Origin of the sequence: Corallococcus sp. AS-1-6, from assembly GCF_020037015.1 — a bacterium.
Lineage (GTDB): Bacteria > Myxococcota > Myxococcia > Myxococcales > Myxococcaceae > Corallococcus.
In genome coordinates this window covers 77,771-91,868 of sequence record NZ_JAIQDE010000016.1, presented here as the reverse complement: position 1 = coordinate 91,868, position 14,098 = coordinate 77,771, and the positions used below count along the sequence as shown (strand labels likewise).

General features: G+C 71.2%; 13 protein-coding genes. 3 read left to right on the top strand and 10 right to left on the bottom strand.

What is annotated here, in order from left to right:
* The first annotated feature begins 68 nt into the window (after window positions 1–68).
* Window positions 69–3,845, top strand: a complete 3,777-nt coding sequence (locus K8612_RS22270) for a tetratricopeptide repeat protein (protein WP_223763776.1) — start codon at window positions 69–71, stop codon at window positions 3,843–3,845.
* 60 nt (window positions 3,846–3,905) lie between these two features.
* Here K8612_RS22270 and K8612_RS22265 read toward each other — a convergent pair whose 3' ends face one another.
* Window positions 3,906–5,075 (bottom strand): isoaspartyl peptidase/L-asparaginase family protein, encoded by a 1,170-nt coding sequence (locus K8612_RS22265; protein ID WP_223763775.1) that lies wholly within the window; start codon window positions 5,073–5,075, stop codon window positions 3,906–3,908.
* Between the two features lie 234 nt (window positions 5,076–5,309).
* On the opposite strand from K8612_RS22265, the gene K8612_RS22260 reads away from it, so the two are divergent.
* Complete coding sequence (locus tag K8612_RS22260; protein ID WP_223763774.1) at window positions 5,310–5,975, top strand: type 1 glutamine amidotransferase domain-containing protein; 666 nt, start codon at window positions 5,310–5,312, stop codon at window positions 5,973–5,975.
* A 10-nt stretch (window positions 5,976–5,985) separates the two neighbouring features.
* Here the strand turns inward: K8612_RS22260 and sufT are convergent, their stop codons facing one another.
* The 7 genes from sufT to K8612_RS22225 are packed head-to-tail and all read right to left on the bottom strand — an operon-like array spanning window position 5,986 to window position 12,244.
* Window positions 5,986–6,537 (bottom strand): putative Fe-S cluster assembly protein SufT, encoded by a 552-nt coding sequence (gene sufT, locus K8612_RS22255; protein ID WP_223740603.1) that lies wholly within the window; start codon window positions 6,535–6,537, stop codon window positions 5,986–5,988.
* Window positions 6,538–6,546: 9 nt separating this feature from the next.
* Window positions 6,547–6,999, bottom strand: a complete 453-nt coding sequence (gene sufU / locus K8612_RS22250; protein ID WP_223740604.1) for a Fe-S cluster assembly sulfur transfer protein SufU — start codon at window positions 6,997–6,999, stop codon at window positions 6,547–6,549.
* On the bottom strand, window positions 6,996–8,225 hold the full coding sequence (locus K8612_RS22245; RefSeq protein WP_223763773.1) for a cysteine desulfurase: 1,230 nt from the start codon (window positions 8,223–8,225) through the stop codon (window positions 6,996–6,998). The genes sufU and K8612_RS22245 overlap by 4 nt, the downstream gene beginning before the upstream one ends.
* The gene (gene sufD, locus K8612_RS22240) at window positions 8,222–9,532 is read right to left on the bottom strand and encodes a Fe-S cluster assembly protein SufD (RefSeq protein WP_223763772.1); all 1,311 of its coding nucleotides are present in this window, start codon (window positions 9,530–9,532) and stop codon (window positions 8,222–8,224) included. Before sufD ends, K8612_RS22245 begins: the two co-directional genes overlap by 4 nt.
* Window positions 9,529–10,311 (bottom strand): Fe-S cluster assembly ATPase SufC, encoded by a 783-nt coding sequence (gene sufC / locus K8612_RS22235; RefSeq protein WP_223763771.1) that lies wholly within the window; start codon window positions 10,309–10,311, stop codon window positions 9,529–9,531. Before sufC ends, sufD begins: the two co-directional genes overlap by 4 nt.
* Window positions 10,311–11,750, bottom strand: a complete 1,440-nt coding sequence (sufB, locus tag K8612_RS22230; RefSeq protein WP_223740608.1) for a Fe-S cluster assembly protein SufB — start codon at window positions 11,748–11,750, stop codon at window positions 10,311–10,313. The genes sufC and sufB overlap by 1 nt, the downstream gene beginning before the upstream one ends.
* Entirely contained in the window at window positions 11,747–12,244 is a 498-nt protein-coding gene (locus tag K8612_RS22225; protein WP_223740609.1) for an SUF system Fe-S cluster assembly regulator, read from the bottom strand. Before K8612_RS22225 ends, sufB begins: the two co-directional genes overlap by 4 nt.
* A 157-nt stretch (window positions 12,245–12,401) precedes the next feature.
* Here K8612_RS22225 and K8612_RS22220 point away from each other — a divergent pair, with 157 nt between their 5' ends.
* The gene (locus tag K8612_RS22220; RefSeq protein ID WP_223763770.1) at window positions 12,402–13,601 is read left to right on the top strand and encodes an ABC transporter substrate-binding protein; all 1,200 of its coding nucleotides are present in this window, start codon (window positions 12,402–12,404) and stop codon (window positions 13,599–13,601) included.
* 31 nt (window positions 13,602–13,632) lie between these two features.
* Here K8612_RS22220 and K8612_RS22215 read toward each other — a convergent pair whose 3' ends face one another.
* Window positions 13,633–13,818, bottom strand: coding sequence for a hypothetical protein (locus tag K8612_RS22215; RefSeq protein ID WP_223740807.1), 186 nt, complete (start codon window positions 13,816–13,818; stop codon window positions 13,633–13,635).
* Entirely contained in the window at window positions 13,802–14,068 is a 267-nt protein-coding gene (locus K8612_RS22210) for a hypothetical protein (protein ID WP_223763769.1), read from the bottom strand. The genes K8612_RS22215 and K8612_RS22210 overlap by 17 nt, the downstream gene beginning before the upstream one ends.
* Between the last annotated feature and the right edge of the window lie 30 nt (window positions 14,069–14,098).

Sequence of the window (14,098 nt, the reverse complement as noted above, 5' to 3'; positions counted from 1 at the left end):
GCGCCGAACAGCCACCGCAAGGGGAATATGGCCTCTCCGGGGGGATTGCATTATCCCTCGGCTCCCCTATGCGCACCTTCCGCAGCGGCCTGACCGCGCTCGCCCTCGTCGCCGGCCTCACCGGCTGCCCCCGGCCCTCCTCCGTCGTCGCGCCCCACGTGCTCGAGTCCGCCGCCGAGCGGGCCGGCCAGGGTGACACGGAGGCGCGCACGCTCGCGTTCGCGGGCTTCCACGCCTACCTCGTCGCGGGTGACGCGAAGCTCGCCCAGGAGCGCTTCGACGCCGCCGTGAAGAAGGACCCGGGCGACCCGTACGCCCTGGAAGGGCAGGCGCTGCTCGCCCGCCGCAACGGCCAGTCCGACCGCGCGCTCGCCGCGTCCCTGGAGCTGGTGAAGCGCGCGCCCCGGCACCCGGTGGCCGTCATCGCCGCGCGCTACGTGCTGGACCGCGTGGGCACCTCGCGCGCGGAGGACGACACCATCCTCAAGGGCGTGGACGCGGGGCTCGCCGCGGGCGCCCGGGGTGAGACGGCCTACCTGCTGCGCGCCGCGCGCCTGTCCGTGGCGAGCCTGCGCGGGGACGCGGCCACCCAGGCCCAGACGCTCAAGGACCTGGGCGGCGCCAGCGAGGCCACGCTGGTGGGCCCCTTCTCCCCCTTCCACGTGCTGGCCATCGACGAGCCCATCGCGCCGGAGAAGGACGGCTCCTTCGCGGGCCCCTTCACGGGCGCGTACGGCCCGCTGGCGGTGCGCACGCTGCGCTCGCCGGACGGCCGGCTGGACCTGGGCGGCGAGCCCGGCCACGGGGACATGTACGCGCTGGGCATCGACGCGGAGGTCGCGCAGGCCGGCGTCTACGTGCTGCGCACGGTGAGCCAGACGTCGCACCGCGTGCTGATGGACGGCGCCCCCGTGCTGGAGCGCCGCGACTGGGCGCGCACCGCGTCCACGGTGAGCGTGCGCGCGCTGGAGCTGCCCGCCGGCAAGCACCGCTTCGTGGTGAAGATGTCCCGCGACAACACGCAGGGCGGCCTCTCCTTCGCGCTGGCGAAGGCGGACGGCAGCCCCTCCGGCGTGCGCCTCACCGCCGCCACCGGGCCCGCGCCGCGCTGGAACGCGAGCGCCCCGGGCGAGGTGGAGGCCCCGGACCTGTACCCGGGCGCGGAGGACCTGGCCCAGGCGCTCCAGGGCGAGGCCGGCGAGACGCTGAGCACCTTCCTCGCGGTGCGCGACGGCCTGGCGCGCGACCTGGACGGCACGCACCGGCTGATGGCGAAGCTGGAGGCGACGACGCCCGCGCTGCTCACCCTGCGCGCGGAGCAGGCCGCGCAGGACCGGGGCATCCCGTCCAAGGTGGCGCGAGGCCGGGCCACGCGCGACCTGGAGGCGGCGCTGGCGAAGGACCCGGGCAACGTGGCCGCGCTGCTGCTGCGCGCGGACCTCTTCCTGGATGACGGCCAGCCGGCCACCGCGCTGGACACGCTGAAGACGGCGCGCGACGCGGTGAAGCCCGCGGGCTTCCCGGTGCACATCCTGATGGCCCGCGCCGCGCTGGCGCTGGACGTGGACGCGCAGGCGGAGGTGGCCCTCGCCGCCGCGCTGGAGGCCCAGCCGGGCCTGTGCGAGGCGCTGGGGTTGCAGTACTCGCTGGCGCGCCGGCGCGACGCGGTGGCCCGCACGGACGAGCTGGTGAAGGCCCAGGAGGGCTGCCCCGGCGCGGACTCGCGGCGGGTGGACCACCTGCGCACGCGCGGCGACCTGGACGGCGCGGCGAAGGGCTACACGCAGTTGCTCGCGCAGGACCCGGACAACCTCACCACCGCGGCGGCGCTCTCCGGCGTCTACGTGAGCCAGCGCCGCTACGACGACGCGGCGAAGGTGCTCCAGACGCTGTCCACCGTGTGGCCGCGCAACGCGGAGATCCTCAAGCGGCTGGCGGACGTGCGCGAGTACGCGGGCCAGGGCGCGGAGGCGTTGAAGCTGCGCGAGCAGGCGCTGAAGCTGGACGGCACGGACCTGGCGCTGCGCCGCGCGGTGGAGCGGGCGAAGACGGGCAAGGAGCTGCTGGCGGCGTACGCCATCGACGGCAAGGAGGCGCTGAAGGCCTACGAGGCGGCGCCCGTGACGGGCGGCAGCGCGGCGGCGTACGTGCTGGACGCGGCGGCGGTGCAGGTCTACCCGGACGGCTCGCTCGTCAACCGCATCCACACCATCCAGAAGGCGCTGGAGCAGTCCGGCGTGCAGGAGATCGCGGAGGTGAACATCCCCCGCGGCGCCCAGGTGCTGGCGCTGCGCACGCTCAAGGCGGACGGCCGCGTGCTGGAGCCGGAGAACATCGAGGGCAAGGACACCATGAGCCTGCCCGGCGTGCAGGTCGGTGACTCCGTGGAGGTGGAGTACCTGCTGCCCGAAAGCGACCGGGGCCCCGCGCAGCCGGGCTTCACCGCGTCCGCGTTCTACTTTCAAATCGCCAACCAGCCGAACGCGTGGAGCACGTACACCGTCGTGGCCCCCAAGGGCAGCGGCATGAAGGTGGACGCGCACGGCATGAAGGCGCCGCCGCCGGAGGTGAAGGGCGACGCGGAGGTGTTCCACTACGACGCGCGCCGCGTGCCGCCGTTCATCCCGGAGCCGGACGCGCCGCCCTCCGGCAACGAGTACCTGCCCTTCGTGATGGTGGGCGCGGGCGAGACGGGCAACGACGGGCTGGCGCGCGTGTACGGAGACGCGTTCCAGGACCGGTGGATCCGCACCTCGGAGGTGGAGGCGTTCGCGCGCCAGGCCACGGAGGGCAAGAAGGGCCTGGAGGCGGTGAAGGCGCTGCACGCGGCGGTGATGAAGCGCTTCTCCGGCCGCGACGCGAGCCTGGCGCAGTCCGCGGCGTCCACCGTGGCGCAGGACCGGGGCAGCCGGCTCACCGTGATGAAGGCGGGCCTGGAGACGCTGGGCATCCCGTCGCGCATCGCGGCCATCCGCACCTTCAACACCGACCCCGCGCCGTACCTCTTCCCGGCGGACGCGCTCCTGCCCTACGCGGCGCTGCGCGTGGAGGTGCCGGGGGAGCAGCCGGTGTGGCTGGACACGTCCGTGCGCTATGGCCCCTTCGGCGAGCTGCCGGAGACCGCCATGGGCGAGCGCGAGGCGTACCTGCTGCCGGAGCCCGGCAAGCCGCTGCAGAAGGTGAAGACGCCGCCGCTCAAGCCGCGCGCGGGCAAGGACGTGAAGCTCACGCTGGAGCTGGGCGCGGACGGCAGCCTCAAGGGCCAGGGCGAGGAGGTCTACTCCGGCTTCGAGGCCGCTCAAATCGCCGAGGCCTTCGAGCAGCTCTCCGCGGAGAGCCGCAACCAGGCGCTCCAGGGCGCGGTGGCGCGCTACTTCGGCGGCGCGGAGCTGTCGTCCGTGAAGCTGGAGCACCAGGAGGAGGTGGGCGCGCCCTTCGTGCTGCGCTACGCGTTCACCGTGCCGCGCTTCGGGCGCATGGAGGGCGACAGCCGCATGGCGCTGGGCCCCCTCACCTTCCCCGCCCTGCTGGGCCGGCGCTACGTGCAGTTGTCCTCGCGCACCACGCCGCTCTACATCGACGACACGGAGGCCAGCCGCACGAACGTCGCGGTCACCCTGCCCCAGGGCTGGAAGCTCAGCGACCCGCAGGCGGGCCTGAAGGTGGACAGCCAGTTCGGCCACTACACGCGGACGGAGAAGCAGGACGGGCGCACGCTCACCATCTCCGAGTCCTTCAACCTGCCCCGCGCCCGCATCCTGCCGGCGGAGTACGAGAAGTTCTCCGGCTTCGCCGGTGACGTGGACCTGCTCCAGGTGCGCGAGCTGTTCCTCGTGAAGCAGTAGCCTTCGAGCCGCCTCCGCGCGCCACGTCCGTGGTGCGCGGAGCAGGGCCCGGCCGCCTGCCTACGGCTGCTGGAAGATGGCGACGGTGGGCGTGCCGTCCTCGCCGATGTAGCCGCGGTACATGCCGCTGGAGTTGAAGGGCATGGCCACGTGGCCCTGGCGGTCCATGGCGATGACGCCGCCCTCGCCGCCGGCCTTCACCAGCACGTCGTGGATGACGAAGTTGGCGGCCTCCGGGAGCGGCAGGTCCTGGTACTCGACGCGGGCGCAGATGTCGCGCGCCACCGTGTAGCGGATGAAGAACTCGCCGTGGCCCGTGGCGGAGACGGCGCAGCGCTCATCCGCGTAGGTGCCCGCGCCGATGATGGGCGAGTCCCCCACGCGGCCGAAGCGCTTGTTGGTCATGCCGCCCGTGGACGTGCCCGCCGCGAGGTTGCCGTCCATGTCCAACGCCACCGCGCCCACCGTGCCGAACTTGTGGTCCCCCGTGATGGGGTCCACCCCCGGCGTCAGCGACGAGCCGGGCTGCGGCTGCGGCTGCGCGGGCGACTGGCCCGGCGTGGACGGCTGCCCCTGCTCCGCGGGCGGTGCCCCCTTCGCGTTCTCCTGCTCCAGCGCGCGCTGGAGGCCCTGCCAGCGCTCCTCCGTGTAGAAGTACTTCGCGTCCACCAGGGGCACGCCCTGCGATTTCGCGAAGGCCTCCGCCCCGTCGCCCACCATCATCACGTGCGGCGACTTCTCCATCACCAGCCGCGCCAGGTCGATGGGGTTCTGGATGTGATGGACGCCGGCCACCGCGCCGGCCATGCGCGTCTTGCCGTCCATCACCGCCGCGTCCAGTTCGTTCACGCCGTCGTGGTTGAACACCGCGCCCTTGCCGGCGTTGAAGTACGGCGAGTCCTCCATCACGCGGATGGCCGCCGTCACCGCGTCCATGCCGCGGCCGCCCTTCACCAGCACCGCGTGCCCCGCCTGGAGCGCCTCCGTGAGCACGGCGCGCATCGCGGCCTCGCGCTCCGGGGACAGGTTCTCACGTGAAATCACGCCCGCGCCGCCGTGGATGACCAGCCCCCACTTCGGCTTCACGCGCGGCGGTTCGTCCGTGCGCAAGGCCGCCTCGTCACGCGCGGCGCCCACCTGCGACGACGTGGCGCAGCCCAGCGGGGCCAGGAGCAGCGCGGTGCTCGCGAGCAGGCCGCGATGCATCCGGGAAGAAAACGAGGGGAACATGCCGTGCGCCTCCAATGAGGCCCGCGCTCGGGCGGGCTCCCCTTGTCGTAAAGCCGTTCCTCCAGGGCGTCCAGCGCCGCCGGGTGCCGCGCCGCATACGCCAACGAGAGGGCATCACCCCGAGCGCCTGCCTGTCCGCCTGCCCTCCGCTTCCCCTCCCGTCGGGGCATGTGCACCGTGCAGGTTCGGGCTGTAGGCAGCGCCAGACAGCAGGACATCCGGGAGGACGGGGCAATGAAGAAGCTGAAGGGGATGAAGGTGGCCGTGCTGGCGGCGGATGGCTTCGAGCAGGTGGAGCTGACGCGGCCGGTGAAGCGCCTGGAGCGAGAGGGCGCGCACGTCACCATCGTCTCCCTCCACAAGGGCCGCATCCGGGGCATGAACCTGCTGGTGCCCGGCCGCAAGGTGCGGGTGGACGCGACGCTGCGCGACGTGAAGGCCGCGGACTTCGACGCGCTGCTCCTGCCCGGCGGCTTCATGAACCCGGACTTCCTCCGGCAGAGCGCCCTGGCGCTGGACTTCGTGAAGGACGCGGACCTGTTGGACATGCCCATCGCGGTCATCTGTCACGGGCCGTGGCTGCTCGCGTCGGCGGGGCTGCTGGAGGGCCGGCACCTGACGTCCTGGCCGGGCATCCGCAACGACCTGGAGAACGCGGGCGCGCACTGGACGGACGAGCCCGTGGTGCGCGACGGCAACTGGGTGTCCAGCCGAGGGCCCCACGACCTGCTCGCCTTCGAGCACGCCCTGGTGGAGCTCTTCGCGGAGCGCATGTCGCCCGCCATCGCCCGCCGCGCCCCCACGGAGGCCGCGCCGCGCTGGCCCCGGTGGCTCGCGGGCGGGCTCGCCGCCGCGGCCACGCTGGGCCTGGTCGCACGGGGCCGCAAGGCCCTGGCCTAACGCCGGGCGCTCACATCCAGCCCAACTGGAGCCGCGCCACGTCCGACATGCGGCTCTGGTCCCACTGGGGCTCCCAGACGAGCTCCACGTTCGCCTCCTTCACGCCGGGCAGCGCGGACACCTTGGAGCGCACGTCCTCCACCAGCACCTGCCCCATGCCGCAGCCGGGCGCCGTCAGCGTCATCTCGATGTCCACGCGCTGCCCGCCCTCGTCCAGCGGCGTGGCCTTGCACGTGTACACCAGCCCCAGCTCCACGATGTTGACCGGGATCTCCGGGTCGTAGACCGTGCGGAGCTGCTCCCAGACCTGCTCCTCGTGAAACTCGCCGGGCGTGACGCTCGCCTCGGGCGGCTTCGCCTTGGCGGCGTACTGTTCGCCCAGCACGTCCGCGTTCTTCTCGTCGATGCGGAACAACTGGCCGTACGGGTCCTGCACCGTGACGTTGCCGCCCAGCGTCTGCACCACCGTCAACTCCGAGCCCGCCGGCAGCAACACCTTGTCCCCGCTGGGGATGAGCATCGCGTCCACGTCGCGCTCGATGACCGTCATCGCGCCTCGCATGACCCCTCCCTACTCCGTCGACACCGACGTGGTGCGGCCATCCAGCGCCGCGTTCAGCGTGTGCCACGCCAGGCTCGCGCACTTCACCCGGGCCGGGAACTCGCTCACGCCCGACAGCACCGCGAGCTTGCCCAGCGCCTCCACGTCCACCTTGTCCGGGCCTTCCGTCACCAGCGTGTGCACGCGCTCGAAGAGGGCCTGCGCCTCCTCCCGCGTCTTGTCCTTCACCGCGCCCGTCATCAGCGACGCGGAGGCCTTGGAGATGGCGCACCCCTGGCCCTGGAAGCCGATGTCGCGGATGACGCCGTCCTCCAGCTTGAGCGTCACGGAGAGCTGGTCGCCGCACAGCGGGTTGTAGCCCTCCGCCGCGCAGGTGGCGCCCTCCACCACCCGGAAGTTGCGCGGGCGCTTGGAGTGCTCCAGCACCACCTCTTGATACAGGTCCTTGAGGTCCGAGCTCACGCGAACACCTCCCTCACCTTGTGCAGGCCCTTCACCAGCGCGTCCACGTCTTCCGTCGTGTTGTAGAGCGCCAGCGACGCGCGCGACGTGGCCGCCACCCCGAAGCGCTGCATCAGCGGCTGGGCGCAGTGGTGCCCGGTGCGGATGCAGATGCCCTCCTGGTCCAGGATGGTGCCCACGTCGTGCGGGTGGACGTCCTCCAGCGTGAAGGACAGCACGCCCGTCTTGCGCGGCGCCGTGCCCACCAGCTTGAGCCCCGGAATCGACTGGAGCGCGTCCGTCGCGTACGCGAGCAGCCACTGGTCGTGCTGGGACACGTTCTCCATGCCCAGGGCCTCCAGGTAGCGGATGGCCGCGGCCAGCCCCACCGCGCCCGCCATGTCCGGCGTGCCCGCCTCGAAGCGGTGCGGCACGCGGTTGTAGACGGTCTTCTCCATCGTCACGGAGAGGATCATGTCCCCGCCGCCCTGGTACGGCGGCAGCGACTCCAGCATGGCCAGCTTGCCGTACAGCACGCCGATGCCCGTGGGCCCGAAGAGCTTGTGCCCGCTGAAGGCGTAGAAGTCACAGCCCAGGTCCTGCACGTCCACCGGGAAGTGCGTCACCGACTGCGCCCCGTCCACCAGCACCGGGATGTTCTTCGCGTGCGCCTTCGCCACCAGCTCCTTGATGGGGTTCACGGAGCCCAGCGCGTTGGACACGTGGGTAATCGCCAGCAGGCGCGTCTTCTCCGTGAGCAGCGCGTCCACGGCGTCCATGCGCAGCTCGCCACGGTCATCCACGGGAATCACGCGCAGCTTCGCGCCCGCCGCGTCGCACACCATCTGCCAGGGCACGATGTTGGAGTGGTGCTCCATGGCGGAGATGAGCACCTCGTCCCCCGGGCCCACGTGCTTGCGGCCGTAGGTGGCGGCCACCAGGTTGATGGCCTCCGTGGTGCCGCGCACGAAGATGACCTCACGCACGTCCTTCGCGTGGATGAAGCGGCGCACCGTCTCGCGCGCGTCCTCGAAGGCCTGCGTGGCGCGCTCGGAGAGGATGTGCACGCCCCGGTGCACGTTGGCGTTGTCGTGCGTGTAGTAGCGCGTCAGCGCGTCCAGCATCGCCTGCGGCTTCTGTCCCGTGGCGGCGCTGTCCAGGTACACCAGCGGCCGGCCCCGCACCTCCTGCCGGAGGATGGGGAAGTCCGCGCGCACCCGCGCGAGGTCGAATCCAGGTCCACTCATCCCATCACCTCCGCCGTCCCCGGCAGCTTCTCCGCGAGCAAGGCCTCCACCCGCGCGCGCACCGGACCCTCCGGCACCGCGCGCACCAGCTCGCTGGCGAACGCCCGCGTCAGCATCCGCTCCGCCTCCACCTTCGGGATGCCGCGCGAGCGCAGGTAGAACAGCGCGTTGTCATCCAACCGGCCCACCGCCGTGCCGTGGGCGCACTTCACGTCATCCGCTTCAATCTCCAACTGCGGCCGGGCGTCCACCTGCGCGCCCTCGGAGAGCAGCAGGTTGCGGCTCTGCTGGCTGGCGTCCGTCTTCTGCGCGTCCTCGCGCACGCGGATCCTCCCGTGGAAGGTGCCGCGCGCGCGGTCGTCCAGCACGCCCTTGTAGAGCTCTCGGCTGGAGCAGTGCGGCACCGCGTGGTCCAGGTCCGTGCGGTTGTCCAGGTGCTGCGTGCCCCGGCCCACGAACAGGCCGTTGAGCACGCACTCGCCGCCCTCGCCCGCGAAGGCCGCGTGCACTTCGTTGCGAGCCAGTGCTCCGCCAAAGGAGAACGCGTGCGACTGGAAGCGGCTGTCCCGCCCCTGCCGCGAATACAGCCCGCCCAGGTGCAGCGCGGTGTCGCCCTCCGCCTGGAGCTTGAAGTGGCGCAGGCTGGCGTTGTCCCCCAGCGACACCTCCGTCACCGCGTTGGTGAACGTCGCGCCCGAGCCCAGGCCCGCGTACGTCTCCACCAGCGTGGCCTCGCTGCCCTCGCCCGCCACCACGACGACGCGCGGGCTGGCCAGCACCGGCCCGTCGCCGCCGCGCGCGAGGAACAGCAACTGCACCGGAACTTCACTCAAGGCCCGGGGCGCGAGCGTGAGCAGCGCGCCTTCCTCCAGCAGCGCCGCGTTGAGCGACGTGAAGGCATGCGCGGACGGCCGGGAGAACCGGCCCAGCGTCTCCTGGAGCAGCGCCCCGTCCTCGCGCAGCGCCTGCGACAGCGGCTTGAGCACCACGCCGCGCGGCAGGCCGGTGAGCACCGACAGCGCCGGCACGAAGCTCCCGTCCACGAACACGAGCCGGGGGCCGGGCAGCGAGAGCCGCGCCACCGCCCGCACCACGTCCTCGCCCGCGGGCACGTCCCGCGCGGGCTGGAACGGGTGCGACGACAGCGTGGCCACGGGCGTGTACTTCCACTCCTCGTCCCTGGACGTGGGCAGGCCGCGCGCCTGGAACTGGCTCAAGCCCTCCTCACGCAGCGCCTGGAGCCACGCGGGGGCCGCGGCGCGCGCCTGGAAGGCCCGGGCCACCTCCACGTAGTGGGAAGCGCTCATGGCCGGGCCTCCTTCGCCTTGCCGGCGCCCTCCGCGCCAATCCAGCCGTAGCCCTTCTCCTCCAGCTCCAGCGCCAGCTCGCGTCCACCCGAGCGCACGATGCGGCCCGCCGCCATCACGTGCACGTGGTCCGGCACGATGTAGTCCAGGAGCCGCTGGTAGTGCGTAATCACCACCATCGCCCGGTCCTTCGAGCGCAGCGCGTTCACCCCGCCCGCCACGACGCGCAGCGCGTCGATGTCCAGGCCCGAGTCCGTCTCGTCCAGCAGCGCCAGCCGGGGCTGGAGCACCGCCATCTGGAAGATCTCGTTGCGCTTCTTCTCTCCGCCGGAGAAGCCCTCGTTCACGGAGCGGCTCATGAACGCCGCGTCCAACTGCACGAGCTTCGCCTTCTCCCTGGCCAGGGAGAGGAAGTCCATCGCGTCCAGCTCCTCCTCGCCCTTGGCGCGGCGCTGCGCGTTGAGCGCCGTGCGCAGGAAGTGCAGGTTGCCCACGCCCGGAATCTCCACCGGGTACTGGAAGCCCAGGAACACGCCCGCCTTCGCGCGCTCCTCCGGCGGCGTGCCCAGCAAATCCTTGCCGTCGAACAGCACGGAGCCCTTCGTCACCTCGTACGTCTCGCGCCCCGCCAGCACGCCCGCGAGCGTGCTCTTGCCGGAGCCGTTGGGCCCCATGATGGCGTGCACTTCACCGGCACCGACTTCCAGGTTGATGCCCTTCAGGATGTCCTTGCCGCCCACGCGGGCATGCAGGTCCTGGATGCTCAGCAACGACGCCATCACCCCACGCTCCCTTCCAGGCTCACGCCCAAGAGCTTCTGCGCCTCCACGGCGAACTCCATGGGCAGCTCCTTGAAGACCTGCCGGCAGAAGCCGTTCACGATCATCGACACCGCGTCCTCCTGCGAGATGCCGCGCTGCCGGCAGTAGAAGAGCTGGTCCTCGCCAATCTTCGACGTGGACGCTTCATGCTCCACCTGCGCGGTCGCGTTCTTCACCTCGATGTACGGCAGCGTGTGGGCGCCGCACTTGTCGCCCAGCAGGAGCGAATCGCACTGCGTGTAGTTGCGTGCGTTCGCCGCGCTCTTGAGCACCTTCACCAGGCCCCGGTACGTGTTCTGCCCGCGGCCGGCGGAGATGCCCTTGGACACGATGGTGGACCGGGTGTTCTTCCCGATGTGCACCATCTTCGTGCCCGTGTCCGCCTGCTGCCGGTGGTTGGTGAGCGCCACCGAGTAGAACTCGCCCACCGAGTCATCCCCCTTGAGGATGACGCTGGGGTACTTCCAGGTGATGGCCGAGCCCGTCTCCACCTGGGTCCACGAAATCTTGGAGCCCCGGTGCGCGATGCCGCGCTTGGTGACGAAGTTGTAGATGCCGCCCTTGCCCTCCGCGTCGCCCGGGTACCAGTTCTGCACCGTGCTGTACTTGATGGACGCGCCGTCCAGCGCCACCAGCTCCACCACCGCCGCGTGCAACTGGTTGGTGTCGCGCATGGGCGCGGTGCAGCCCTCCAGGTAGCTCACGGAGGCGCCTTCGTCCGCGATGAGCAGCGTGCGCTCGAACTGGCCCGTGTCCGCCGCGTTGATGCGGAAGTACGTGGACAGCTCCATGGGGCACTTCACGCCCTTGGGCACGTAGCAGAACGAGCCGTCGCTGAAGACCGCGGAGTTGAGCGCCGCGAAGAAGTTGTCGGAGAAGGGCACCACCGTGCCCAGGTAGCGCTCCACCAGCTCCGGGTGCTCGCGCACCGCTTCGGAGAACGAGCAGAAGATGACGCCCGCCTTGTAGAGCTTCTCCCGGAACGTGGTGGCCACCGACACGGAGTCGAAGACGGCATCCACCGCGACGTTCTGCAGGCGCTTCTGCTCCTCCAGCGGGATGCCCAGCTTCTCGTAGGTGCGGAGGATTTCGGGGTCCACCTCCGACAGGCTGTCCTTCTTCGGCTTCTGCTTGGGCGCCGAGTAGTAGCGGATGGCCTGGTAGTCGATGGGGTGGTACTTCACCGCCTGCCACGACGGCTCCTTCAGCGTGAGCCAGTGGCGGTACGCCTTCAGGCGCCACTCCAGCATGAAGGCCGGCTCGTTCTTCTTCGCGGACAGGACGCGGATGACGTCCTCGTCCAGGCCGGGCGGCAGCGTGTCCGCCTCCACCTGGGTGACGAACCCCGCCTGGTAGCCCTTGCGGGTGAGTTCCTGGATGGTCTCGGTGCTGCTCATGAGCGGACTCCCGTGACGGAAGCAGGCGCGCCGACGGACGCCGGCAGGCCCAGGCCCACCAGCCGCTCCGGCATGCGGGGCGCGGGCGCGCGCAGGTCCGCGAGCGTCAGCTTCCCCAGCGCTTCCTGGATGGCCTGGTTGATGAGGCGCCAGTGGCCGCGCACCTGGCAGACGGACTCCAGCTCACAGGGCCCGGCGGGCTTGCCCGGGTGCTGGCCACACTCCGTGAGGGACACCGGCCCCTCCAGCGCGGACACCAGCTCCGCCAGCGAGATGGCCTCCGCCGGACGTGACAGGCCGTAGCCGCCGCTCGCCCCCCGGTGCGACACCACCAGGCCCGCCTGCAAGAGGCCCTTCAGGACCTTGCTCGCGGACGGAAGGGCGACATGCGTGCGCGCCGCCAGCTCTCGCGTGGTGCGGGTTTCCCCGTCCGCGCGCGCCAGCTCGGTCATCAGCACGATGCCGTAGTCGGTCATCTTGCTCATCCGGAGCATGAGTGGGTGTCTCCTCGGGACTGTCCGCGGGCCCGATGCCCGCGACGGCCTCTTATGTAATCTGGACCATCGCAGTCCACATTCAAATCGGGTCACAACGAGCTAGGGTGGGGCCGTCCGCTTTTCGTGTCCGTCTCCCCCTCGAGGAGCCCTACCGATGCGCCGTTCCCTCCCCCTCCTGCTCACCACGCTGGCCCTGGCCCTGGTGGGTTGTGAGAAGAAGTCCGCCCCGGCCCCCGCGCCCGCGCCCGCCACGCAGGGGGGCAGCGCCACCGCCGCGCCTCCCGGGCCTCCGCCGGAGGGCAGCATCCTCATTGGCGAGGTGGGCAGCCTCACCGGCTCCGAGGCCACCTTCGGCATCTCCGCGCGCAACGGCATCGACCTGGCGCTCCAGGAGGCCAACGCCGCGGGCGGCGTGCGCGGCCAGAAGCTGGTGGTGCGCGTCTACGACAGCCAGGGCCGGCCGGAGGAAGGCGCCCAGGCCGCCACGCGGCTCATCGCGCAGGACCGGGTGGTGGCGCTCCTGGGCGAGGCCGCGTCGTCCGTGTCCATGGCCATGGCGGACAAGGCGCAGGCGGCGAAGGTGCCCATGATTACGCCCACCTCCACCAGCCCGGAGGTGACGAAGAAGGGCGACTACATCTTCCGCGTCTGCTTCATCGACCCGTTCCAGGGCCTGGTGATGGCGAAGTTCGCGCGGGAGAACCTCAAGCTCGACAAGGTGGCGGTGCTCACGGACAACAAGAGCGCCTTCTCCGTGGGGCTGGCGGACGTCTTCAACCAGAAGTTCAAGGAGTTCGGCGGCACCATCGCCGGCAACGAGAGCTACTCCAAGGGCGACACGGACTTCCGCGCGCAGCTCACGTCCATCAAGAACCTGAAGCCGGAGGCGGTGTTCGTCCCGGGCTACTACACGGACGTGGGCATCATCGCGAGGCAGGCGCGCGAGGTGGGCCTGCGCGTGCCGCTCCTGGGCGGTGACGGCTGGGACTCCGACAAGCTGTACGAGCTGGGCGGCTCCGCGTTGGAGGGCAGCTACTTCTCCAACCACTACTCGCCGGACAACCCGGACCCCGTCGTGCAGAACTTCCTGAAGAAGTACAAGTCCGCCTACGGCGCCGTGCCGGACAGCGTGGCGGTGCTGGCGTACGACGCCGCGCGCCTGCTGGTGGACGCGATGAAGCGCGCGCCGGACACGTCCGGCCCCGCGCTGCGGGACGCCATCGCGGCCACGAAGGACTTCCCGGGCGTGGCGGGCACCATCAACCTGGACGCCAACCGCGACGCGGTGAAGCAGGCCGTGGTGATGAAGGTGGAGGGCGGCAAGGCGGTGTTCGTCACCACCGTGAAGCCCTGACGCCGCGCTCCGGCCGCCCGTCCCCGGCGCGTCAGGGGATGGGCGACTGGATGATGTAGTAGATGGACTGGAAGTAGGTGTTGAGGGCCCGCAGCAGTTGGACGAGGAACGGCCAGCTCATCACGGTGAAGCCGAAGAACGCCGCCGTGATGACGCCGTACTCCGACATGGCCTGGCCGCGCTGGAGGGCCTGCTTCAGGCTAGTGCGCGTCTTCACCGGGCACCTCCATCGTCGTGTCGCCGCCGCCGCCCTTCTTGCCGGTGCGGCACTGGTTCATGCACTTGTCGCGCGCCTGGCCGGCGACCTTCAGGCAGTAGGGGCCGGCGTTCTTCGCCTTCTCCTTGCACACCTTCTCGAACTTCGCCTTGTCGTCCGCGCAGCGGCGCTCGCAACTGACGCCGGCGGAGGCCCGCGGGCCCCACAGCAGCGCGCCCGCGCCCAGCGACAGCATCAGGACCTGCTTCATGAAACGGCTCATCGTTCCCTCTCTGCGTGC